This window comes from Shewanella insulae (assembly GCF_009831655.1).
GTDB classification, from domain to species: domain Bacteria; phylum Pseudomonadota; class Gammaproteobacteria; order Enterobacterales; family Shewanellaceae; genus Shewanella; species Shewanella insulae.
This window is the reverse complement of the sequence record NZ_WRPA01000022.1, coordinates 30,197-53,478: the sequence shown is the minus strand read 5'-3', so window position 1 is coordinate 53,478 and position 23,282 is coordinate 30,197. Positions and strand designations below refer to the sequence as shown.

Below are 23,282 nucleotides of genomic sequence, written 5' to 3'. Positions count from 1 at the left end.
ATGAAAGTGAAAACATTAGTAACAGCCGTGGCGGCCGCACTCTACAGTGCCGGTATGGTCCAAGCGGCGATACAGCCGGGTAAGGTCGAAAGACTCGAGCCGCTGAATATCACCGCTGAGCAGGCGAAAAAACTCAATGCCGGCAGCACGCAAGAGATTAACCTGTTGCAAAACGACGGCCTGAATGTACAGATCAGTCAGCAGAACCAGAAGTTCGTTGCCGAAGAGGGACTGACAGGTGAGCATGTCTATATCGTCAGACTCTATCAGAAGCCGTTGGCACAGGCGGGCGCGAGCCTGCTGGCTCAAGGTGGCACAGAGCGCAGTTCGGTCAAGGGGAAACCTGGTGAGGCTAAGTTGTTTGTGGCCGGTCAGCCGGTTAACCGCGAGATTAAACAGTACCGCGATCAGCTGCTGAGCAAGCAGCAGTCGGTGATCTCTGAACTGTCCGCCACCCTGGGCGATCGCCCAGTGCGTCAGCAGTTTACCAATGCGGTCAACGGTTTCTCTATGACCATGACTCAGGAAGAGGCCAAGCGCGTCTCCCAGATGGCAAATGTTGCCTCTGTTCGTCGCTCCAAGACCTATGATCTGCTTTCCGATGTCGGCCCTGAGCTGATCGGTGCGGACAAGATCTGGACAGGCACAGTGACAGACTCTGTGCCTTACAAGGGTGAGAACGTGATCGTCGGTATTATCGATACCGGGGTAAACACAGACCACAGATCCTTTGCCGATGTGGGCGATGATGGCTACGATCACCAAAACCCATGGGGGGCGGGTCAGTACGTGGGTGACTGTCTCAAGGAGGGCTTCGAAGGCCTGTGTACCGACAAGCTTATCGGTGTGCGCTCATACCCTGTGATCACAGATAATTTCACCAGCGGCGTCTATGGCGATACCCGCCCAGCCGTGGGTGAAGACTACCAGGGCCACGGCTCTCACGTGGCATCGACCGCCGCGGGTAACGTGTTGCTGGATGTCGATTTTGTCAATCCGGCGCCGGGTGCGGTGAATGATGGTAGCGTCGTTAAAGAGGCACTCTTCCCGCGTATGAGCGGTGTGGCGCCTCACGCCAACATTATCTCTTACCAGGTGTGTCATCCATCGAACGAACTCAACCCTGGTTGTCCGGGTGAAGCCCTGATCGCCGGTATCGAAGATGCCATCAGCGACGGCGTCGACGTAATTAACTTCTCTATCGGTGGTCAAGACTCTCACCCTTGGAGCGACGATGTCGAGCTGGCCTTCCTGTCGGCCCGCGAAGCCGGCATCTCAGTTGCTGCAGCGGCGGGTAACTCGGGTCAGCCTGCGGGCTACAAGGAGTACTTCGGTGCCATCGACCATGCCTCGCCTTGGTTGATGAATGTGGCGGCGAGTACCCACTCTCGTGAGATCTTGGTCGAGACCAAGCTGGTCGAGCCTATGGGCGGCGATGAAGCGCCTCGTTGGAGCGAAATTGTCGGTGGCGCGGTAAACACCAGCTCGGTGACGGGCATGGTGGTCAAGGCCAGCGACTACGGCGATGAGTACTGTGGTGAGCCGTTCCCTGCGGGTACCTTCGATCTTACCGATGCCGACGGCAACCCTACCGATGTGATTGTGGTGTGTAAGCGTAACAATCTTAACGATCCTAACGGCATCGCCCGTAGCGCCAAGGCCAATAACATCCTGGCTGGCGGCGCCGACGGTATGATCATGTATAACTATGCCAATGCCGATGCCATAGTCGCCACGGCAGCCTATTCTGTGCCAAGTATCCATATCACCAAACAGGAGTGGGATGGCCGCTGGGACAATGGCATGTCGGGTTACGGCCTGAGCGACTGGTTGGCCAAGGGCAGTAATCATGTGCTGACCATCTCCGAAACCACGATAGATCGTGACCTGGATCCTGAGCGCGCCGACTGGTTGGCCGCCTTCTCGTCACGTGGTCCTAGCCCATCGACCCCGGAAGCCCTGATCCCAGCGGTTGCGGCGCCAGGCGTTAATATCTACGCCGCCTACGCCGATGAGCATCCATTCGTCTCTAGTGGCGCGTCCGGTGACTTTGCCTTCCTGAGCGGAACCTCTATGGCCTCGCCTCATGTTGCCGGTGCCATGGCGCTGCTTAAGCAGGCTAAGCCGAGCTGGAGTGCCACCGAGATTCAATCTGCGCTGGCCATGACGGCGGAAAACAAGGTGCAGTATCACAGACTCAACGATGAGAATGGTGATGTTGTATTGGCCTCCACCTACCGTGCCGGTACGGGTCGTATCAACGTGGCTAACGCCGCCAAGGCCGGTTTCGTCATGGATGAGACGGTTGATAACTTTAAGGCTGCCGATCCGCAAAACGGTGGCGCGGTGCACAAGCTGAACATACCTCAGCTGGTGAACTTCGAGTGTAAGCCACAGTGTCAGTGGATCCGTACCATCAAGGCGACGACCGCCGGTAGCTGGAGCGTGACCCATGATGACGTGATCAACTGGGCCTTCGACTCCCGTTCACAGATGGTGCAGAACGGTGTGTCAATCAAGGTTACGCCGAGCGAGTTTACCCTGGAAGCGGGGGAATCCATGGATATCGTGGTCGAGGCCTCGATCATGGATACCCAGGATTGGTTCAGTAACGCGGAAGTTGAGCTGCACTCTAACCTGATCTTCACCGAGACCAGTGGTGCGGCGTCTGAGGCCCACTGGCCCGTGGTCTTCAAGTACGACAAGAACGGCATGCCGGCACGTCTGGCGGCAACGGCTCACCGTAACGATGGCAATGCAATCGTTAAGGGGATCAACTTGCCGGAGAGCGACAGCATCTTTGGCCGTGTCTTCGAACCTGTTAAGGCCGATCTGAAGAGCATTACCCTGCCAAAAGATGATGATGCCAGCTTCCCTTGGAGCAGCAATGCGGATCAGAGCGTGCCTATGGAGGAGCGCTTAGATGAGGCGACTCATGTAGAGATGATCCAGGTGCCGGCAAATGCTCGCCGTCTGATGGTCGAGTCTTTCGGTACTACAGAGAGTGAGTTGGATGGCACCTTAGATAAGGGCAACCTGCTGGTCTACGTGGGTAAAGATTATAACGGCAATGGCCAGGCGGATCCGTTCGAAGAGCTATTGTGTGTCTCTAACCATATCCAGTACGACAACTTCTGTAATATCAACCAGCCTGAAGAGGGCCAATATTGGGCGGTGTTCTACAACCCACGAAAGGGCTCGGTACAGAACAACTACCATGACGCGATGGAGGAGACCTTCCAGTTTGCAACAACCGTTGTGACCGACGAAGTGGCCTCTAACATGAGCCTGGATGTGCCTGCCAGCAATGGTCAGGATCCAGTGGATATCCAGGTGAACTGGAACATACCAGAGATGGAAGAGGGTGACGTCTATTACTCGCTGATCGATTTCGGTAGTTCGGAGATCAACGCCGGCAACATTGGCAAGGTCGCTTTCAAGCTTGAGCGTGGTATCGATGACGTGCACTTGGACGTACCGAAAACCGGTGCCCATCTGGGTGAGCAGGTACCATTCACCTTCGAGGTGCAGCCTAATGACAGCGGCGTAGATCGTGCCTTTACGATTAGTGCCGACATCCCGGCAGGCCTGAGCCTGAATGTGGAAGATGTATTGACGTCATCTGAGTCGATAGTGACTGACATCAGCCTGGAAGAGGGTAAGCTGACCATCAGCGGTGTCCAACCTAATACCGCCGATCAGGAACCTAGCTACAATGTGACCACTAACCTGGAAGATGCCATGTGCCGCACGCCGAATTTCGGTAACTCGAATCCGGGTGGCTATGTGGATCTCGAAGAGTTCCGTATCTATCCGATGTTCAGCGGCTTCGCGCCTGTGGAATATGATGCCAACGGTCGTGCCCTTAACGGTAAGGATAACAACATCCTCTACCGCAACGGTATCGTACTGCCAATCGATGTGATCTTCGGCGGTCGTTATGACAGCTTCCATCTGTATAACAACAGCGAAAACCTCAACGTCGGCAAGCAGAACGCATTAGATATCCATGCTCACGGTATCGTGTCGCTGTGGGAAGGTCAGCCCTTCTTCTTCCCATATCACGACATCTTCCCGTATCAGAACTTCCCATACGAGTCGATCGGCATGATGTGGCGAGGCTTCGAGGTGTTGGATCCAAATGCGCCAAGAGCAATTCTGTCGGCGCCACTGGTTAACAACTGGAATGAGCGTGCGGGCATCTCTATTGCGAGCACCCAAACCGGTTGGGGCATCCTGGAATACGATAATGCACGTACATACAAGTCGGCGGGTCGGGACGCTAACCGTGTCTACCAGTGGGAAGAGCAGGATGACAGGTTCGATTTCGAGCTGATCTTTAACGTCAACACCCGCCATGGTGACGGTGAGTACGAGATGATGATGGCCTATGACAATCTGGACTTCGGCAGCCAGGGTGGTCGTGGTTCTGTCGGTATCCAAGGTTTCAGGGGCGGTATGTATGCCTATGGACCATTGCAGAAGTATCTCGGTGAGCAGTTTAGCTATGGTGAGCTGGATAAGAAATTATCCGACGACCTGGTTATCTGTTACGACTACGTGGGCCCAGAGTCTTCGCAGTTCGAGGTGACCGCCTGGACTCGCGTGAAAGACAATGCCGCAGGTCAGGACCTAACGGTTAATGCCGTGAGCCAGGTCGAAGGCATGGCCGACATCAGCATGAGCCACACTGTCAGTGTTGCCTCTAACATCACCCTGGGCGCCATCGCCGACCAGAGTGTGGCAGAGAACACTAGCCTGGAAGGCATAGCCGTTATGTACGCCGATGAGCAAAACAGCGTTAACCAGATCACTGTTACCGGTGAGCATATTACCGCTGTGGTCGATGGCCATACCTCGGGTAGTGAGATTACCATCACGCCGGAAGCCAACTTCTATGGCGAAGTCGAAGTAACGGTTACCGTGAGCGATGTGGAGAACCCTAGCGATGCGGCATCGACCAGCTTCATGCTGACCGTTGAGTCTGACGGCGTCGAGCCACAGCCTGAGCCAGAGACTCAACCTGAGGCTGAGGATAGTGACGACGGTGGTGCGCTCGGTTTCGCAGCCCTGGTGCTACTGATGTTCGCCGGTCTGCGTCGCAAGCTAGCGCGTTAATCTGGGAAGGGGAGCGGGCGGTTTACGAGACTATACTGCCTGCTATGTCATCTATGATGGCGCTTAATACATAGTGCCAAGGCGTAGGTGAGTACCCTGATAAAAAAATCGAAGTGATTGCCAGTATGCCAGGGATGGAATGCTGGCTTTTTTTATGTTAGGTAGAAAATTTGAACAAGTTGGCGAGGATTATTGATCTACTACAATTTATCTAGAATTAGGCACTGACACTGGTACTTTTTAGCTATATTTTACTTACAAATGTAACAAACCCTGTTGGAGTCCATCATGTGGCAATTAAAAATGAAGAATAAGCTGTTGGTATTTGCTCTCCTGCCCCTGATTTTGAGTTTTCTCTTCTTAGTTTCAATTACCTATAACCTGGAATCCAAATCTCTCGAAGAGAATATGGCGACTTTCAAAGAGAGTCTCTATAAAGAGAGAAAGGCGCAGTTACAGGAACAAGTTCAGATAGCCCTGGAAATTGTTAATTACCAGATGAGTCTAGGCGAAGCGGGGGACGTGAATAAGGCGCTGCGTAACGTGCGTTTCGGCAGTGCAGGTTACTTCTTCATCTATGACTTTAACGGAATCAGCATCTTCCATGCGGTGAAGCCGGATCAGGAAGGCAAGAACCTGATCGGCATGACAGATCCCAATGGTAAGAAGGTGGTGGTGGGGCTGATCGATACCGCTCGTCGGGGCGACGGCTTCTTCTCCTATGAGCATTCCAAGCCTGGCGCCGTGGGTTTAGTACCCAAAATCGGCTACGCGGTAACCATACCCGGCAAGGATTGGATCTTAGGCACAGGAGCCTATACCGACGATATCGAGGCGCAGGTGGACAGCTACCGCGAGGTGATGACCCAGCACATGAACGACAAGGCGATGATGATCATCCTCTTTGCCCTGGTGCTGGTGGCTATTACCGCGGTAGTGATTCTGGTGGCAGCCCAGCGCATGGTCAATCCTATTGGCAACATGGTGCAGAACCTGGAAGATATCGCCAAGGGGGAGGGGGATCTGACCAAGCGCCTGGATGTGCAGGGCAGCGATGAGATCGCCATGTTGGGGCGCGCCTTCAACCAGTTTGTCGATAAGCTGCAGGGGATCATCAAGGATGTGGCCAGGGCCACAGTGGAGGTGAAGAGCGGCGCCGATAATATCTCGTCTCAGACCACCGCCATGGCAAATCAGCTGATCAGCCATAACAATGAGACGGATCAGGTGGTGACGGCGATCACCGAGATGTCGGCGACCGCCTCCGAGGTTGCCATGAGCACCACACAGGTGGCCGAGGCGACTCAGGCGGCGACTGAAGACGTGGGCAATGCCCAGGAGTGCGTCGATAGTTCACTGAATGAGGTCTCGACCCTGATGGCGGAGATCGATGTGGCGGCGGGCCATATCAACTCCCTCAACGAGCAGTCGCAGAAGATCAACAGCGTGCTGAGTGTGATCGGCGGCATCGCCGAGCAGACTAACCTGCTGGCCCTGAACGCCGCCATCGAGGCGGCACGTGCCGGTGAGCAGGGGCGCGGATTTGCCGTGGTGGCCGATGAGGTGCGCAGCCTGGCCAGCCGGACACAGGCCAGTACCTTAGAGATTAACGAGATGCTGTCTGAGTTGCATAACCTGGTGTCGCTGGCGGTGGGTAGCATGGAGTCGAGCCAGCAGAGCTGCCATCGCTCTGTGACCTCGTCGCGGACGATCTCCGACAGCCTGGGGGCGGTCACCTCGGCGGTCACCTCCATCAACGATATGAGTACCCAGATCGCCACGGCGGCCACCGAGCAGAGTTCGGTGACCGAGGAGATCAACCGCAACGTGTTTGCGATTCAGGAGATAGTCAACGAGCTGCTACAGGCCAGTAACAGTGCCTCGGATACCAGCCAGGGGCTGGCCAACGAGGGCCACAACCTGGATACCTTAGTTGGTCAATTTAAGGTTTAGCGGGCAGTGTAAGGTGTAGTTGGTCAATTTAAGATGTAGCCAGCAGACAGCCTTACAAACAGCAAGCAATAGAAAAAGGCCGCAACATGTGTCGCGGCCTTTTTGTTGCTCCCAGTCTGGGCTAGGCGTTACAGAGGGCCTCGCTGGCCTTCTCAACCCTGACGGCGCAGATCTTAAACTCGGGGATCTTGGCCACAGGATCCAGCACATTGTTGGTCAGCTTGTTAGCCGCCGCCTCGGCAAAGTGGAAGGGCAGGAACAAGACTCCAGGCTGGGCACGTCGCGTGACGAAGGCGGTGATACTGATGCTGCCGCGCCTCGTGGACAGGGTCAGCAGGTCGCCGTTGTTCACCCCCAGACGGTCGGCGTCTATGGCCGACATCATCACCCTGGGTGAGCCCAGGGTGTTGAGACCGTCCGTCTTGCGGGTCAGGGTGCCGGTGTGGAACTGCTCCAAAAGGCGTCCGGTTGACAGGGTGAAGGGGTAGTCTTCACAGGGCAGCTCGGCCGGCAGGCGATAGCTGACGGGTGCCATCTTGCCCAGGCCGCGGGTAAAGCGCATCTGATGCATCAGGCGCGTGCCTTCATGGCCAGGCTCGGGGCAGGGCCACTGTTTGCCCCGCAGGCCTTTTTGCGTACTCGGGTCTGTGTCCTGCCAACTGATGCCGCGATACTGGGGGGTGACCCGGGTCAGCTCTTGCCAGATAGATGCTTCATCCTCATAGCGCCAATTTGCGCCCAGGGCCTTGGCGATATCTGTGATGATCTGCCAGTCGCGGCGCGCCAGGCCGGGGCTCTCGATGGCCGCCTGCAGACGCTGTACCCGGCGCTCTGTGTTGGTGAAGTGACCTGGCTTCTCGGCGAAGCTGGCGGCCGGCAGTACCACGTCGGCCATCTGGGCTGTCTCCGTCATGAAGATATCCTGCACGATTAGCAGCTCGGCCGACGCCAGCCCCTGCATCACATGGGCCTGATCGGGATCGCTCAGCACAGGATTTTCCCCCATCACATAGAGGGCCTTGAGCTCGCCGTGGGCCAGGGCATGCATCATCTCTGTGGCCGCCAGGCCTATCTGATCCGGTAGCCACTCCTGTTGCCAGGCCTGCCTGAAGGCCGCCTGCACCTCTGGGTCGGTTACCTTCTGATAGCCGGTGAAGTAGTTGGGCAGGGCCCCCATATCACAGGCGCCCTGAACATTGCTCTGGCCGCGCAGTGGATTGATCCCCGCACCCTCGACGCCTATGTTGCCACACAGCAGTTGCAGGTTGGCGATGGCGGTGACATTGTCGTGTCCCGAGGTGTGCTGGGTGATCCCCATGGCGTAGTAGATAGCCGTCTTCTCTGCCGTGCCTATCATGTGGGCCAGCAGGGCTATCTCCTGCTCGCCGACGCCGGTGATCTTGGCGGCGTTACTCAGGCTGTAGTCTTCCTTCATCACCTCGGCGCGTAGTGCGTCGAACCCTTCGACGCGGCGGTCGATATAATCCTCGTCGTGCCAGCCCTGCTTGATGATCTCCTGCATGATGGCATTGAGCAGCATGACGTCACTTCCTGGGCGGTGACGCAGATAGAGCTCGGCGCTGTCGGCTATGCTGACCCGCTTAGGATCGGCCACCACCAGACGGGCTCCGTGCTGACTCACCGCCTGTTTGATCTTGGAGGCGATGATGGGATGCGCCGCCTCGGTATCCGAGCCCAGGATGAAGATGAGATCCGAAGACTTGATCGACGGAATGTCATTGGTCATGGCACCGCTGCCGAGACTCTCCTGCAAGGCGGTGACCGTCGAGGCATGGCATAGGCGGGCGCAGTGATCTATGTTATTGGTGCCGATAACGCTTCTAAACAGCTTTTGGAACAGATAGTTATCTTCGTTGGTCGCCTTGGCCGAAGCCAGACCCGCGATGGCGTCACCGCCATGTTCGGCCTTGATGCGACCCAGCTGCGCGCCTATGTAGTCGATCGCCTCGTTCCAGCTGACCGGTACCAGCTCGCCCGCCTTACGCAGTAATGGCTGGGTCAGGCGTTGCTGGCTGTTGATGAAGTCGAAGCCGAAGCGGCCCTTGACGCAGAGCATCCCCTCGTTGACCTGGGATCGGCTGTCGCCCGAGACCCGTTTAATCTCGCCTGTAACGGGATCGCTGTGGATCAAGATGCGGCAACCCACACCGCAGTAAGTGCAGACGGTGGAGGTCTGCTTCAGCTCACTCTTAACCCCCTGACGCTTGTCTCTGGCATCGGTCAGGGCGCCAGTGGGGCAGACCTGGACGCAGTTGCCGCACTGGACACACTGGCTGTCGGCCATGGTGACGCTGAATCCGGCGCGCGGTGCCTGACGGGCGTGTGTTGCGGCCATCTCCTGAGGCAGGGCCAGGTAGCTGCCGGGTTCGAAGCTGATCGCCTTGTGTCCAGACTGTTGATGACAGATGGTGACGCAGGCGCCGCAGCTGATGCAGCGGTTGGGGTCGAAGTTGATGAAGGGCGTGCTGGCATCCTGGGTAAAGGCGCGGTGGCCCTGCTTATCGAGCGTGGCACCATCCACACGGTATTCGGTGGCGTAGTCGCGCAGGGCGCACTCTGTGTTGGCCTGACAGCCACACTCGAGACAGCGGGCGGCCTCGAGCATCGCCTCCTCGTCGTTGAAGCCGAGTTCTATCTCGTCGAAGTTGCTTAGGCGCTTGTCGATGGCCAGCTCGGGCATCTTGGCCTTGGCCAGCAACAGTCGGTCCGGGAAGTGGCGGCTGTCTGGCTTCTGCTCATCCTGTTTCTGTGAATTGAAGGGCGCTTGAATCAGCTCGCAGCTCAGCTCGCCGCTCAGCAGTTTCTCGATGGCGTTAGCGGCCTTGCGACCATCGGCCACAGCGGCGACTGCCGTGGCGGGGCCTGTGCGTGAATCGCCGAGCACGAACAGCTTCTCTACCCCGGACGACATGGTGTGATCACAGCCGGAGAAGGTGTTCCAGCGAGTCAGGGCCACCTCGCCGGTGGAGAGCTGGCTCTCGGGGTGCTCGAGGAAGGTCATGTCAGGGGTCTGGGAGACCGCTGGGATCACAGTATCGAACGCCTCGGTGAAGGTCTCGCCCGTGGCCTTAGGTGAGCGTCTGCCGGAGGCATCGGGCTCGCCAAGGCGCATCTTCTCGAAGGTGACGGCATTGATACGGCCGTCGGTGTCGCCATGGTTTTCGATAGGGTTGGTGAGGAAATAGAAGCGCACGCCCTCATGTTCGGCCTCCTCTATCTCATAAAGCTCCGCCGGCATCTCGTCGCGGGTGCGGCGATAGACTAGTGTCACCTCGGCGCCCTTGCGCAGGGCGGTACGGGCGCAGTCGATGGCTGTGTTGCCGCCGCCGATCACCGCCACTTTCTTGCCCGTGTGGTAGTTGTTGTCTGTGCAGTGATCCTTAAGGTAGTCCACGCCAAGATAGCAGCCTTCGAGGTCTACGCCTGGGTAGTTCATGGGCACCGCCTTCTGGGCGCCGATGGCGAGACAGACGGCGTCGAACTGGTTAACCAGCTCCTTGAGGTGGATGTCGCGGCCGAGACGCGTGTCTGTCTGTATCATCAGGCCGTTCTGGCACAGGAGGTCTATCTCTCTGTCCAGAATCTGCTTGGGCAGACGGTACTCAGGGATGCCGTATCTTAGCCAGCCGCCCGCCTTGGGCATAGATTCATAGATGATCACCTCATGACCGGCGTTGGAGAGATAGTAACCCGCGCTGATCCCCGCCGGGCCGCTGCCAATGATGGCGACTTTTTTACCGGTGGCGTGCGCCTTGGGCGGTACATAGGTGTCCTCACTGTCGAGATCCAGGTCGGCGGCGTGACGCTTGAGCTGGCGTATGGCCAGGGGCTCATCCAGCTCGCCACGGCGACAGGCCGTTTCGCAAAACGCCGGGCAGACACGGCCGATAGAGAGGGGCAGCGGCAGGGTCTGTTTGATCACCTTGACCGCTTCCTTGTGATTGCCCTGGGCGATATGCAGCAGATAGGACTGCACGTCTACCCCAGCAGGACAGGCCTGTTGACAGGGGGCTTCGCAGTCGGCGAAGTGGTCGCTCAAAAGGTGTTTCAGCGCGGCCTGGCGGCGTTTGCTGAGTGCGGCCGAGTGGGTGATCACCTCAAGCGGTGCCTCGACCTGTGTCTTACAGGCCTTGACTGTGTGGAAGTCGCCCTGGCCGTCTCGCACCTCCACATAACAGAGATTGCAGTCTTGCTTGCCTGCGAGTTTGTCGTCCAGTTGTTTGCCCAGATGACATAAATTAGGGATCGCTATGCCTGCGGCCTTGGCACAGGAGAGCAGATCTTCGCCCCGGTTGGCTTTGACGACCTGGCCGTCGAAGGTGAGTTCTATCATGGTAGGGACCTTTTATTAGAATCTAAGCTTGAGCTTGGCTACCTTGGTCGCGTCGATGATTTTTTTGTGGATTGCCCGTGGGTAAACAGGCTTATCGTAAATTAGCGAAACAAGGTTTGCTCGAGTATACCCAGAGGCTTTTTCACCACAGGTCTTAGTAGTGATTTTTTGTGCGGCATTTGCAGCGTTGCTCACAAATTGCGCTAGGTTTGACGGCTTACGCGAAGCCGGTAATGGTGTGATTTGAGGTGGGTCACACTTTGCCCTTAGCGGGTCATCTTCTTGACGAAGACCACCACAAACAGGGCGATGGTAAAGCTGCCGGTGAAGGCCTCGACGGCGGCGATGGCGCGGGAATAGCCTATGGGTGTAAAGTCGCCATAGCCCAGGGTGGTAAAGGTGACGACAGAGTAGTAGACGCAGTTGAAGAAGAGCGCCAGGTTGGTGGCCAGATCGTTTTGCCAGTTGAAGACGTGGATGTTGCCGTCGTAGTTGAGCCCGGTGAACAGGTAGAGCAGGGCGCAGATGAAGATGAGGCCCATGGAGAAACCGATCACTCGAGTGGGCGCCTCGCCATAGCCGCAGAAGACGTCGATCATCTTGGAGAGGGCGCGTGAATAGCTGTATTTAGGCATCTGATGACGGCGCATGGTGAGCTCCTTACGCAAGTAGTCACCGCCCATGGCAAACAAGCCTTCGCGCTCGGCGGCCTTACGCAGATCCCGGTAGATCTCCTCGGCCTGCTCAAAATAATCCTGGGCTATCTCGGCTTCGCCTACCCTTTCCGCCTCGTTGGCCAGTCGTTCCTGTTTGAGGATCTTGCCTGTGTTGATGTTCTCTATCTTGGCGCCGTTCCACTTGATCCCCAGGAGATTTGTACCCACCAGGTTGGCGCAGTGGACGTTGGCCTCGCGTAGATCCGCCTTCATCAGGCTGGCGTTTTGCAGGTTGAGGTTAAACATGTGCGCCCCCTGGAGGTTGGCGCGATACAGCTCGGCGTGGCTCATGTCGAAGCCTGTCTTCTGATGGTGCCTCACCAGGTCGATGCCGGGCAAGTTGGCCCGCTTGAGGGAGATGCCCCTAAGCATGCCGCCGTTTCTGGCGAAGGCCTCGAGACGGGCGACATCCTCCGGTTTATCTTTAATGATTTTAGGATCATGCCAATAGCAGAGCCCGGAGGCCTCGGCCGGCTCTGTGCAGGAGAAGCCTTCGTCTTCGTGATAGCAGCATTGGTTCGTCGGTTTCATATTGAACATTATAGCCAGCCTGCCGAAAAGGGGTTGAATTCTCCCGTGTGGCCATTGGGAGCAATAAAGGGGGGATTTTGCGATGAAATTCGCTCAATAAGCACTGCTTCGCCCCTATGCGAATAGGGGCGATTGAGTTAAAATACCGCGTTTGCATTCCTGCCAATCGAGTTTTAAGTAGAAAGAGTCATGTTTGAAGTCAATCCGGTTAAATTTAAAATCAAGGAGCTGGCCGAGCGCACCCAACTTCTTCGGGGGTATCTTTGACTACGATGCTAAGAGTGAGCGTCTAGAAGAAGTGAGTCGAGAGCTTGAGAGCGCCGACGTTTGGAACAATCCCGATAATGCCCAGGCCCTGGGTAAAGAGCGTGCCTCGTTAGAGGCCGTGGTCAAGACTATTGACGATATGGACAGCGGCCTGGAGGATGTGGAAGGCCTGTTGGAGCTGGCCGTTGAAGAAGATGATGAAGACACCTTCAACGACGCTAACAGCGAGCTGGCCAGCCTGGAGAAGCGCCTGGAAGAGCTAGAGTTCCGCCGCATGTTCTCGGGCCCTAACGACGCATCTGATTGCTACCTTGATATTCAATCGGGTTCTGGCGGTACCGAGGCGCAGGATTGGGCCAACATGGTGCTGCGCATGTATCTGCGCTGGGGTGAAGCCAAGGGCTACAAGCCCGAGCTTATCGAAGTGACCGACGGCGATGTCGCCGGTATCAAGGGCGCCACCGTCAAGTTCACCGGCGAGTATGCCTTCGGTTCACTGCGTACCGAAACCGGGGTACATCGTCTGGTGCGAAAGTCGCCGTTCGACTCCTCGGGTAAGCGTCACACCTCGTTCTGCTCTGTGTTTGTCTATCCGGAGATCGATGACTCTATCGAGATCGATATCAATCCAGCGGATCTGCGTATCGATACCTACCGAGCCTCGGGCGCGGGTGGTCAGCACGTCAACAAGACGGAATCGGCGATTCGTATTACTCACTTGCCCACCAATACCGTGGTGCAGTGTCAAAACGATAGATCCCAGCACAAGAACCGTGACTCGGCAATGAAGCAACTAAAAGCTAAGTTGTACGAATTGGAAATGCTAAAACAGAATGCCGACAAGCAAGCCGCCGAAGATGCCAAGTCTGATATTGGCTGGGGCAGCCAGATCCGTTCCTACGTGCTCGATGATGCCCGTATCAAAGATCTGCGTACCGGTGTCGAAAGTCGTAATACCCAGAGTGTCCTCGACGGCGATCTGGACAAGTTTATTGAAGCTAGCCTGAAATCTGGCCTTTAACGAGAGAAGAAGATGACTGAACAAACTCAAGACGAAAACAAGTTAATTGCAGAGCGCCGTGCCAAGTTGGATCACGTTCGCGCTTCTTGCCCTGCTAACGGTCACCCGAACAACTTCGATCGAAAACATAAGGCTGCCGATATCCAGGCCGAGTATGGTCACTACAGCAAGGAAGAGCTGGAAGAGATGAAGGTCCAGCGCTCTATCGCCGGTCGTATCATGGCCAAGCGTGGCCCCTTCCTGGTGATCCAGGATGTGAGCGGTCGCATCCAGGCCTATGCCGGTAAAGACGTACAGAAAGATCTTAAGGCTAAGTATCAGGGGCTGGATATCGGCGACATCATAGGTGTTACCGGCCAGTTGCACCTGTCGGGCAAGGGCGACCTCTATGTCAACATGGAAGAGTACCAGCTGCTGACCAAGGCGCTGCGTCCACTGCCAGAGAAGTTCCACGGCCTGACCGACCAGGAGACCCGCTACCGTCAGCGTTATGTGGACCTGATCGTGAACGAAGAGTCGCGTGAAGCCTTCATAATGCGTTCGAAAGTGGTTACCGCTATTCGTAACTTCATGGTGAGCAAAGAGTTCATGGAAGTGGAAACGCCTATGATGCACAGCATCCCAGGCGGTGCGTCGGCGCGTCCTTTCATTACCCACCACAATGCGCTGGATATCGAGATGTACCTGCGTATCGCGCCTGAGCTATACCTCAAGCGTCTGGTCGTGGGTGGTTTCGAGCGTGTGTTCGAGATTAACCGTAACTTCCGTAATGAGGGCTTGTCGCCACGCCATAATCCAGAATTCACCATGATGGAATTCTATATGGCCTATGCCGACTATAAGGATCTGATGGACCTGACCGAAGAGATGCTCTCTTCGATCGCCAAAGATCTGCTGGGTGATACTAAGCTGCCATATGGCGATCACATTATCGATTTCGGTGGTCCATACGAGCGTCTGAGCATGCTGGACGCGATTAAGAAGTACAACCCAGATAACGAGACCATTCAGTCTATGACCTATGAAGAGGTTAAAGCCGTCGAGTTTATGCGTAACCTGGCCAAGAGCCTGGGCATGACCATCGAGAAGTTCTGGACTTGTGGTCAGCTGCTGGAAGAGATCTTTGGTGAAACCGCCGAGCCTAAGCTGATGCAGCCTACCTTCATCACAGGTTATCCGGCCGATATCTCGCCGCTGGCTCGCCGTAACGATGAGAATCACTTCATCACAGATCGATTCGAGTTCTTCATCGGCGGTCGCGAAGTGGCCAACGGCTTCAGCGAGCTGAACGACGCGGAAGATCAAGACAAGCGCTTCAAGGCGCAGGTTGATGCCAAAGACGCGGGTGACGACGAAGCCATGTTCTATGACGCCGACTACATCACGGCACTGGAGCACGGCCTGCCACCGACTGCGGGTCAGGGCATAGGTATCGACCGTCTGGTGATGTTGTTTACCAACACTCACACCATTCGTGACGTGATCCTCTTCCCGGCGATGCGCCCTCAGGGATAAGCTGGCAACGCTTAATAAAAAAAACCAGCCTCAGGGCTGGTTTTTTTATTTGCGCTTCTTGTCGACGAAATGGGCGTCTGAGACTCATTATTAGATTAAACTACTGATAACCTGCCCTATTTATAGTGTAAGATGACTCAAGCCTTACCTAACGCCATTTTTTGTCGGGATAGATATACTTTTGTTAAATTAAGGTTAATTTCTGGCGTTTGCTGGTGTCCATTACGACTAATAGGCGATAAGCTAGCGGAAAAGGGATTAAGGGATAGTGACACTCGGTCGTCGCTCTCGGAGTAGGATAGTGATAGATATCAAGATTCCAGATGAAGCGTTACAAGATTGGCAGGAAGCGTTAGAGAGCTTAGGCGAGATTTTTGACGGCAGTCTTTTCCTGCTGAGCCTCACCGCCACCGATGGTTTGATGCCGCAGCTTAGCCTGTGCGATGACAATCAGGTGCATCGACAGAGTGTCGCTCAGCTCTGCGCCCAGGGGCTCACCCTGTTTCGCGACTATATCGAATATCCCAAGCGTCCCCGCGAGCCGGTCAATGTCGGTGGCATTGTCCTGCAGCCGCTCTTCTGGCCCTCCCAAGCCCTCTATGGTGCCCTCTGTCTGGTGCCTAACGAACAGATTAATCACGATAAGCGGCTAAATACCCAGGTCAAGCTGACCTGTCAGGCGATGCAATACACACTCGTTAATCTCTATCAGGCCGATCGCCAGCAGTTAGCCCAGGCTGAGGCTCGGGTTGATACTCAGGGAGAGAAGCGAGTCGATCTACAGCTCTTCATCGATAGCCTGCCGGAGCATGTGTGGATGAAGGATGTGGCGGGGCGCTACGTACTGATCAATAAGAGTGTCGAATTAGCCTGGGGGCGCGATAGAGAACAGCTACTCAATCGTACCGATGACGAGATCTTCTCCCCGGAGTTAGCCGAGGAGTTTGTTCAAGGGGACTATGAGTCGATCGTGCGCGGCGTACAGGTAACGGCCGCCGAGTGCGAGGCCAAAGATATCGACCAGTCCAATTCTTGGCTGGAGACCACTAAGGTCCCCGTCGTCGCGTCCGATGGCACCCTGGAGGGGGTGATAGGCATCTCGCGCAACATAACTTCCCATAAGGCGGCTCAGGAACAGCTGGAGCTGGCGGCCAATATCTTCGAGAACTCGGTGGAAGGGGTGTTGATCACTGATGCCAGGGGGAACATAGTCGAGGTCCATGGCGCCTTTACCGAGATCACCGGCTACAGCCGCGAAGAGGTACTGGGGGAGAACCCGCGTATCTTAAACTCCGGCCGTCACGACAAGGCCTTCTTCGAGCGTCTGTGGCGCTCCCTGCTCACCAATGGCAAGTGGCACGGCGAGATCTGGAACCGACGCAAGAGCGGTGCCATCTACCCAGAGCAGCTCACCATCAGCTCCATGTATGGTGACGATCATCAGGTGCGCTACTTCGTCGCCGTATTCGCCGACATCTCGGCCCAGAAACAGAGTGAGAAGGAACTGGCACGTCTGGTGTATCACGATCCGCTGACCAAGTTGCCCAACCGCATGATGCTGTCGGCCAACCTGGAGCAGGAGCTGCGACACGCCGCCCGTGAAGAGACACAGCTGGCGCTGATCTTTATCGACGTGGATCTGTTTAAACATATCAATGATAGCTACGGCCATGTGACCGGCGACGCCATCCTGATGGAGGTCGCCAGACGCCTGGGACAGAAGCTGGGGGAAGAGGCGACCCTGGCCAGGCTGGGAAGCGATGAGTTTATCGCTGTCCTGCCCCATGTGGAAAGCGACGATAGCGTCTCCCTCATGGTAAGCCGCCTGCGCGAGGCCTTCGATGCGCCGTTTCTGCTGGATGAAGAAGGCAGCGTACGCCTCACCGCCAGCATGGGGGTGGCCATCTATCCCGGCGATGGCGAGAGTGGCGATACCCTGCTGCGAAACGCCGATACCGCCATGCACAGGGCCAAGGCCAATGGCCGTAACAATTACGCCTTCTACACCCAATCTCTGACTCTGGCCTCGGTGGAGCATCTCAAGCTACAGAGTGCGCTGCACGACGCCATCAGCAAGGATGCCTTCTATCTGGTTTATCAGCCCAAGTTGGCGCTGGGCACAGGGGAGTGTGTCGGCTTCGAGGCGCTGCTGCGCTGGGAAGACCCGCAACTTGGGCCTATCTCGCCGGCCATCTTTATCCCGGTGGCTGAAAATATCGGCCTGATCAACGAGATTGGTCTCTGGGTGCTGAAACAGGCGGCGACTCAGGGCGCTCAATGGTTAGCCGAGGGCAAGCGCTTTGGCCGTATTTCGGTGAACGTCGCCGGGCCTCAGCTGCAACAGAATCAGTTTTGCGCCGAGGTTAAACGTGTACTCGACGAGGCGGGACTGCCACCCCAGTACCTGGAGCTAGAGGTAACCGAGAGCTGTATGATGTCCGATCCCCTGGCGGTGATCGAGGTGCTGAAACAGTTGGGTGAGCTTGGGGTCGAGTTGTCGGTGGACGATTTCGGTACCGGCTATTCGTCGCTAAACTACCTGAAGCGCCTGCCCATACATAAGCTGAAGATAGATCAGTCCTTCATTCGCGATATTCCCAGAGACGGCAACAACACGGCAATCGCCAAGGCGGTGATTGCCCTCGGCCATGCGCTGAACCTCTGTATCATCGCCGAGGGGGTGGAGACGCCGGAGCAGGCGGCCTTCCTCGAGGCGGCGGGATGCGATCAGGCCCAGGGCTATCTCTACAGCAAGCCAAGAGTGGTCGAAGAGCTGGCCGAGTTCCTGAGTTAGCGTTAGCTTAGTTTACGAGACAGCGCTTAGGTTTCTGCTCAGCCTAGTACGGCAAGGGGTCTGACTTCACCGGGTTGCAGCCCACCCAGGTGGATATCGCCGATGCGTACCCGCACCAGCCTCAGGGTGGCAAAGCCGACGGCGGCGGTCATCTTGCGCAGCTGACGATTCTTGCCCTCTGTGATGGTGATCGCCAGCCAGCTGGTAGGCCCATGGCGCTCGTCTCTGATCTTGCGTCCGCGCGGCGGCAGATCGGGTGCCTGGTCAAGGCGGCGTGCTTTGCAGGGCAGGGTGCGATACTTCTCGCCCTTGATGCCGATCTCCACCCCTTCACAGAGGCTCAATATTGCCTGCTCAGTGATCTCACCATTGAGCTGCAGATAATACTCCTTCTCGATCGACTTGCTGCGCACCGCGTGGCTGGTCTTGCCATCTGTGGTTAGTAGCAGTAATCCCTCAGAGTCATGATCCAGCCGGCCGATCGCCATGATACCTGCGGGAAAGTCCGCCAGCTCTCCCAGCAGCGGCTTGCGCTTACGGCGCTCGCCGACAAACTGACTCAGATAGCCGTAGGGCTTAAAGATCATGAAGTGTTGGTCAGTCGTACTCTCCTGGCTCTCGTCTTGAGTCGGCTCAATTGAATCAGGGGTAATTTTCAAAGGCGTAACTTTTGCTGGCATAGGGGCTGACTTAAGAGCTGGCATAGGCTTCTCTGTGATATTGGGCCGGGCGAGTTTACCACGAATAACGCGTCTTTTTTATAATCAGATTAATAATGACAACGCTGTCATTTGTGGTTATAGTAATGTTGATTTCTCCCGAAGGCGCGTTGAGCTGTGCTTGTTATCATGCAGTCAGCTGCCGGGAGAGGGCGTTAACTACCAGGGGCGAGACGAGTCAAATCATGCAAATTGTTATTCTAAGAGACAGCGCCGAGGTGGCGGAATATGGTGCCAATCTCATCATTAATCAGCTTAAGCGTAAGCCGGACTCAGTGCTGGGGCTGGCGACTGGCTCGACCCCAGTGTCTCTCTATCAGCGTCTGGTGGCCGCCAATCAGGCGGGCGCCATCTCCTTCGCGGGGGTGACCAGCTTTAATCTGGATGAATATCTGGGGCTGGAGGGGAGTCATCCTCAGAGTTATCGCTACTTCATGAACAGCCAGCTGTTCGATGCCATAGACATAAATAAGGCCAACACCCATGTGCCGCCGGGAGACGCCGAAGATCCCACGGCCGCCTGCGAGGCCTATGAGGCGCAGATCCAGGCCACCGGTGGCATAGATATCCAGCTGCTTGGCATAGGCCGTAACGGTCATATCGGCTTCAATGAGCCCTCATCGGGTTTGATGTCGCGCACCCGGGTCAAGACGCTGACTCAGGCGACTATCGAGGACAATGCCCGCTTCTTCGCCGAGGGGGAATATCAGCCCCACCTGTCGATCACCATGGGGATTGGCACTATTTTAGATGCCAAGAAGGTGTTGCTGTTGGCAACCGGTGAGAGTAAGGCCGATGCGATTCGCGCCGCGGTAGAGGGTGCCCTGAGTGCCGCTTGTCCCGCCTCGGCACTGCAGCTGCATCGCGACGCCGTGTTGGTGATCGATGAGGCTGCGGCGTCCAAGCTGGCCGATAAGGACTTTTATAAGCATATCGAGGCGGAGAACCAGCTGCTGCAGGCCAGGTTGGCGGCCCTTAAGGCCGGCTAGTTGTAACAGGGTAAACATAGAGGGCGTCTCTCACTCGAGGCGCCCTTTCTGTTTTGGGGCCTTGCCATGGCAACGCCTTGTTAATAATCGGCTCTTTGCTGGTACTCGTATCTGGTATTAGGAGCCGGTGTTGGTCGTGATGCCGCTTTCCAACACCCTGATTCTTGGCTATGTTATGACAGATACCATTAGGCCAGATGATTTAGTGCCAGCCACTAGGGTCATCGCCTGCCTGCTAAGGAACCCGTCATGCTAAAGAAACTCCTGATACTCGTACTCCTGTTGCTCTCATCCCCCTTTATTGCTGCCCTCTTTATCGAAGAAGATTACCGCGTGGATACCCAGATTGTTATCGACAGGCCGGCGGATCAGGTGTTCGACTTCCTGAGAAAGCTCAAAAACCAGGAACAATTTAGCGTCTGGGCCAAGATGGACACGGCCATGGAGAAGAGTTATCGCGGCGAGGATGGTACAGTCGGCTTTGTCTCAAGCTGGCACAGCGATAACCCGGATGTTGGCGCGGGAGAGCAGGAGATCATGGCGATCTTTCCCGGTAAGCGTATCGAGTATGAGCTGAGGTTTAAGACGCCGTTTGAGGCGGTGTCGCCCGCCTATATCACCACAGATGCCCTTGGGCCGAATCAGACCGAGGTACACTGGGGTTTTAGCGGCCACATGGCCTATCCCATGAATATCCTGCTGCCGCTGATGCAGATTGATGCCATGGTGGAGCGGGATCTCAGCCAGGGGCTGAGTAACCTCAAGACCCTACTCGAGAGCAACTGAATCTGAGGGGGATGGCCATGGATAAGCAAAATATCTTTGCGTCCCTGCCGGACGATCTTACCCTCGAGGTGTTCGAGCCACTGGTGGATACGGGCGCAGTGTTGATCGAGCGTATCGTCTCCAAGGCCCATCGCACCCCAGAGGGGCAATGGTACGATCAGGACAGAAACGAGTGGGTCATGGTGCTTAAGGGAGAGGCACGCTTAGTGTTCGAGGAGGGTGAGGTGGTGCATCTTAAGGTGGGCGATCATCTTAATATCCCCGTCCATTGTCGCCACAGGGTTAGCTGGACCAGTGAACATGAGGAGACCCTCTGGCTGGCGGTGCATTACTGAGTGTTAGACGACTGGCATTAGCTAGAGCCGATAATCAAGTTGCTCTGGAGCCCGATGAATGACTAATTCGGCTAAAAAATGCGCGATGGCGAGGTGTTTTGTGAGCCAGGTCTGTTATAATCGCGCCCCTAATTTTTATCTATCTGTGATCTGATTCGAGACTCCTCATGGACAAGCCTGAGATTTTTATCCCCGATAGCGCCGCCAGTGCGCCGGTAACCACCCGCTCAAACCGCCTCGAGCTCCTGGCCCCCGCCAAGAATGCCGACTATGGTATCGAGGCCATCAAGCATGGTGCCGACGCCGTCTATATCGGTGGACCAGCCTTCGGGGCCAGGGCGACCGCCGGCAACAGCGTCGAAGATATCGCCCGTCTGTGTGAGTTTGCCCATCGCTATCACGCCCAGGTGTTTGTCGCCATCAACACCATCTTGATGGACGACGAGCTGGAGGCGGCGCAGAAGCTGATCTGGCAGGTGTATGAGGCCGGTGCCGATGCCCTGATCGTGCAGGATATGGGGGTGCTTCAGCTGGATATTCCACCTATCGCCCTGCATGCCAGTACCCAGATGGATAACCGTAATCCAGAGAAGGTCGCCTTCTTAGAGCAGGTGGGCTTCTCACAGGTAGTACTCGCCCGTGAATTGGGTCTGAGTCAGATCCGCGACGTGGCGGCTAAGACCAATATGCAGCTGGAGTTCTTCATCCACGGCGCACTGTGCGTCGCCTACAGCGGCCTGTGTAACCTGAGTCACGCCTTTAGTAACCGCAGCGCCAACCGCGGCGAGTGTTCGCAGATGTGTCGCCTGCCGGGGGATCTTAAGACTCGTCAGGGTGAGGTGTTGGCGCAAAATGAGCACCTGCTGTCGCTCAAAGACAACAACCAGACCGATAACCTAGAGGCGCTGATCGACGCCGGCATTCGCTCCTTTAAGATCGAGGGTCGCCTCAAAGACCTCAGCTATGTGAAGAACGTGACCGCTCACTATCGCCAGGAGCTGGATAAGATCATCGCGCGCCGCCCCGAGTTTGTCGCCTCGAGCCATGGCCGCTGCGAACACAGCTTCACGCCTAACACCGAGAAGACCTTTAACCGTGGCCGCACCGACTACTTCGTTAACGAACGTAGCCAGGGGGTCAGCGACTTCCGTTCGCCCAAATACATCGGCGAAGAGGTGGGCAAGGTGGCGGCCCTGGGGAAAGACTTTATTCAGGTTGAATCGACCCACAGCTTCAACAACGGTGACGGCCTGTGTTACTTCCCGCCGAACTATGAGAAGGCCAAGCAGTCTGACGATAAGCTGCAGGGGCTCAGGGTCAACCGTGCCGACGGCAGTAAGCTGTATGTGATCGCCGTGCCGGGCGATCTTAAGGTGGGTGCTACCCTGTATCGTAACCATGATCAGGCGTTCGAAACCGTGCTGGCCAAGGAGTCGTCTAAGCGGATCATCAAGGTGGACATGACGTTGAGCGATACCCCGGAGGGGGTCGCCCTGACCATGACCGACCAATATGGCCTGAGCGCCACCCGTGAGCTGGCGATGGAGAAGACCCCGGCCACAGACGTCGAGAAGGCGATGCAGAACCTGAATAAGCAGCTAAGAAAGCTTGGCAGCACAGACTTCGAGGCCCGCGAGATCAATATCGAGACCGCCAGCCCCTGGTTTATGCCGGCTTCCCTGCTCAACGGTCTGCGCCGTGACACGGTCGCCGCCCTGGAGCTGGCGCGCGTCGAGGGTTACGAGCGCCCACAGGCGTGGAAATATAATCAGGACGCCACCTATCCCTTTAAGCATCTGAGCTTCATGGGTAACGTCGCCAACGAGAAGGCGAAAGACTTCTATACCCGCCACGGGGTGATCGAGATAGAAGACACCTATGAGAAGAACGGCGTGACCGAAGACGCGCCGCTGATGGTGACCAAGCACTGCCTGCGCTTTAACTTTAACCTCTGCCCCAAGGAGGTGCCCGGCATCAAGGCGGAGCCGCTGCAGATAGAGATAGGTAAAGATGTATTGAAACTGGTGTTCGACTGTCCTAAATGCGAAATGATGGTTGTCGGCGCTAACCGTCAGGTATAGGCTAGGGAAGGTGAGAATAAGTTCCGTGCTTGCTCTGCGTGTGCTTAACGTGGATAGATGCAAGGCACAGTTTGCAGCGAATGGCCCTAGTCCTTCGCAAGAG

The 23,282-nt window shown here is 56.3% G+C and carries 12 protein-coding genes; 9 read left to right on the top strand and 3 right to left on the bottom strand.

Annotated features, from left to right (window positions below):
- Together GNT65_RS18420 and GNT65_RS18415 are read left to right on the top strand one after the other, a co-directional pair.
- Positions 1 to 5,118, top strand: a complete 5,118-nt coding sequence (locus tag GNT65_RS18420) for a S8 family serine peptidase (protein ID WP_160798664.1) — start codon at positions 1 to 3, stop codon at positions 5,116 to 5,118.
- 288 nt (positions 5,119 to 5,406) lie between these two features.
- Positions 5,407 to 7,071, top strand: coding sequence for a methyl-accepting chemotaxis protein (locus GNT65_RS18415; RefSeq protein ID WP_160798663.1), 1,665 nt, complete (start codon positions 5,407 to 5,409; stop codon positions 7,069 to 7,071).
- A gap of 121 nt (positions 7,072 to 7,192) precedes the next feature.
- On the opposite strand, the gene fdhF is transcribed toward GNT65_RS18415, so the two are convergent.
- Positions 7,193 to 11,425 carry a formate dehydrogenase subunit alpha gene (gene fdhF, locus GNT65_RS18410; protein WP_160798662.1) on the bottom strand — a complete coding sequence of 1,411 codons (4,233 nt, stop codon included), beginning with the start codon at positions 11,423 to 11,425 and terminating at the stop codon, positions 7,193 to 7,195.
- A 266-nt stretch (positions 11,426 to 11,691) separates the two neighbouring features.
- Positions 11,692 to 12,672: a pentapeptide repeat-containing protein gene (locus GNT65_RS18405; RefSeq protein ID WP_420853534.1), complete on the bottom strand. Its 981-nt coding sequence runs from the start codon at positions 12,670 to 12,672 to the stop codon at positions 11,692 to 11,694.
- A gap of 189 nt (positions 12,673 to 12,861) precedes the next feature.
- Between GNT65_RS18405 and prfB the strand changes: the two genes are divergently transcribed.
- From prfB to GNT65_RS18390, 3 genes are all read left to right on the top strand, one after another.
- Positions 12,862 to 13,960, top strand: a protein-coding gene (gene prfB / locus GNT65_RS18400; protein WP_160798660.1) for a peptide chain release factor 2 whose coding sequence is annotated in 2 segments (ribosomal slippage) — positions 12,862 to 12,936 and positions 12,938 to 13,960 — 1,098 coding nt in all. Because the reading frame shifts where the segments join, the coding sequence is not laid out codon by codon here.
- A gap of 12 nt (positions 13,961 to 13,972) precedes the next feature.
- Positions 13,973 to 15,475, top strand: coding sequence for a lysine--tRNA ligase (gene lysS, locus GNT65_RS18395; protein ID WP_160798659.1), 1,503 nt, complete (start codon positions 13,973 to 13,975; stop codon positions 15,473 to 15,475).
- A gap of 301 nt (positions 15,476 to 15,776) precedes the next feature.
- Positions 15,777 to 18,269 carry a putative bifunctional diguanylate cyclase/phosphodiesterase gene (locus tag GNT65_RS18390; RefSeq protein ID WP_338091789.1) on the top strand — a complete coding sequence of 831 codons (2,493 nt, stop codon included), beginning with the start codon at positions 15,777 to 15,779 and terminating at the stop codon, positions 18,267 to 18,269.
- A gap of 38 nt (positions 18,270 to 18,307) precedes the next feature.
- Here the strand turns inward: GNT65_RS18390 and GNT65_RS18385 are convergent, their stop codons facing one another.
- Positions 18,308 to 18,856: a pseudouridine synthase gene (locus GNT65_RS18385; protein ID WP_181006370.1), complete on the bottom strand. Its 549-nt coding sequence runs from the start codon at positions 18,854 to 18,856 to the stop codon at positions 18,308 to 18,310.
- 317 nt (positions 18,857 to 19,173) lie between these two features.
- On the opposite strand from GNT65_RS18385, the gene nagB reads away from it, so the two are divergent.
- The 4 genes from nagB to GNT65_RS18365 all read left to right on the top strand — a co-directional run bounded on the left by nagB (position 19,174) and on the right by GNT65_RS18365 (position 23,179).
- Positions 19,174 to 19,977 (top strand): glucosamine-6-phosphate deaminase, encoded by an 804-nt coding sequence (nagB, locus tag GNT65_RS18380; RefSeq protein WP_160798657.1) that lies wholly within the window; start codon positions 19,174 to 19,176, stop codon positions 19,975 to 19,977.
- A gap of 249 nt (positions 19,978 to 20,226) precedes the next feature.
- On the top strand, positions 20,227 to 20,763 hold the full coding sequence (locus GNT65_RS18375) for an SRPBCC family protein (RefSeq protein ID WP_160798656.1): 537 nt from the start codon (positions 20,227 to 20,229) through the stop codon (positions 20,761 to 20,763).
- A 17-nt stretch (positions 20,764 to 20,780) separates the two neighbouring features.
- Positions 20,781 to 21,098, top strand: a complete 318-nt coding sequence (locus GNT65_RS18370; RefSeq protein WP_160798655.1) for a cupin domain-containing protein — start codon at positions 20,781 to 20,783, stop codon at positions 21,096 to 21,098.
- A 167-nt stretch (positions 21,099 to 21,265) separates the two neighbouring features.
- Complete coding sequence (locus GNT65_RS18365; protein WP_160798654.1) at positions 21,266 to 23,179, top strand: peptidase U32 family protein; 1,914 nt, start codon at positions 21,266 to 21,268, stop codon at positions 23,177 to 23,179.
- Positions 23,180 to 23,282 lie beyond the last annotated feature (103 nt).

What these genes read in the sequence shown, in the direction of transcription:
- GNT65_RS18420 (WP_160798664.1), top strand. Translation starts at nt 1, where the DNA reads ATGAAAGTGAAAACATTAGTAACAGCCGTGGCGGCCGCACTCTACAGT.
- GNT65_RS18415 (WP_160798663.1), top strand. Translation starts at nt 5,407, where the DNA reads ATGTGGCAATTAAAAATGAAGAATAAGCTGTTGGTATTTGCTCTCCTG.
- fdhF (WP_160798662.1), bottom strand. Translation starts at nt 11,425, where the DNA reads ATGATAGAACTCACCTTCGACGGCCAGGTCGTCAAAGCCAACCGGGGC.
- GNT65_RS18405 (WP_420853534.1), bottom strand. Translation starts at nt 12,672, where the DNA reads ATGAAACCGACGAACCAATGCTGCTATCACGAAGACGAAGGCTTCTCC.
- lysS (WP_160798659.1), top strand. Translation starts at nt 13,973, where the DNA reads ATGACTGAACAAACTCAAGACGAAAACAAGTTAATTGCAGAGCGCCGT.
- GNT65_RS18385 (WP_181006370.1), bottom strand. Translation starts at nt 18,856, where the DNA reads ATGATCTTTAAGCCCTACGGCTATCTGAGTCAGTTTGTCGGCGAGCGC.
- nagB (WP_160798657.1), top strand. Translation starts at nt 19,174, where the DNA reads ATGCAAATTGTTATTCTAAGAGACAGCGCCGAGGTGGCGGAATATGGT.
- GNT65_RS18375 (WP_160798656.1), top strand. Translation starts at nt 20,227, where the DNA reads ATGCTAAAGAAACTCCTGATACTCGTACTCCTGTTGCTCTCATCCCCC.
- GNT65_RS18370 (WP_160798655.1), top strand. Translation starts at nt 20,781, where the DNA reads ATGGATAAGCAAAATATCTTTGCGTCCCTGCCGGACGATCTTACCCTC.
- GNT65_RS18365 (WP_160798654.1), top strand. Translation starts at nt 21,266, where the DNA reads ATGGACAAGCCTGAGATTTTTATCCCCGATAGCGCCGCCAGTGCGCCG.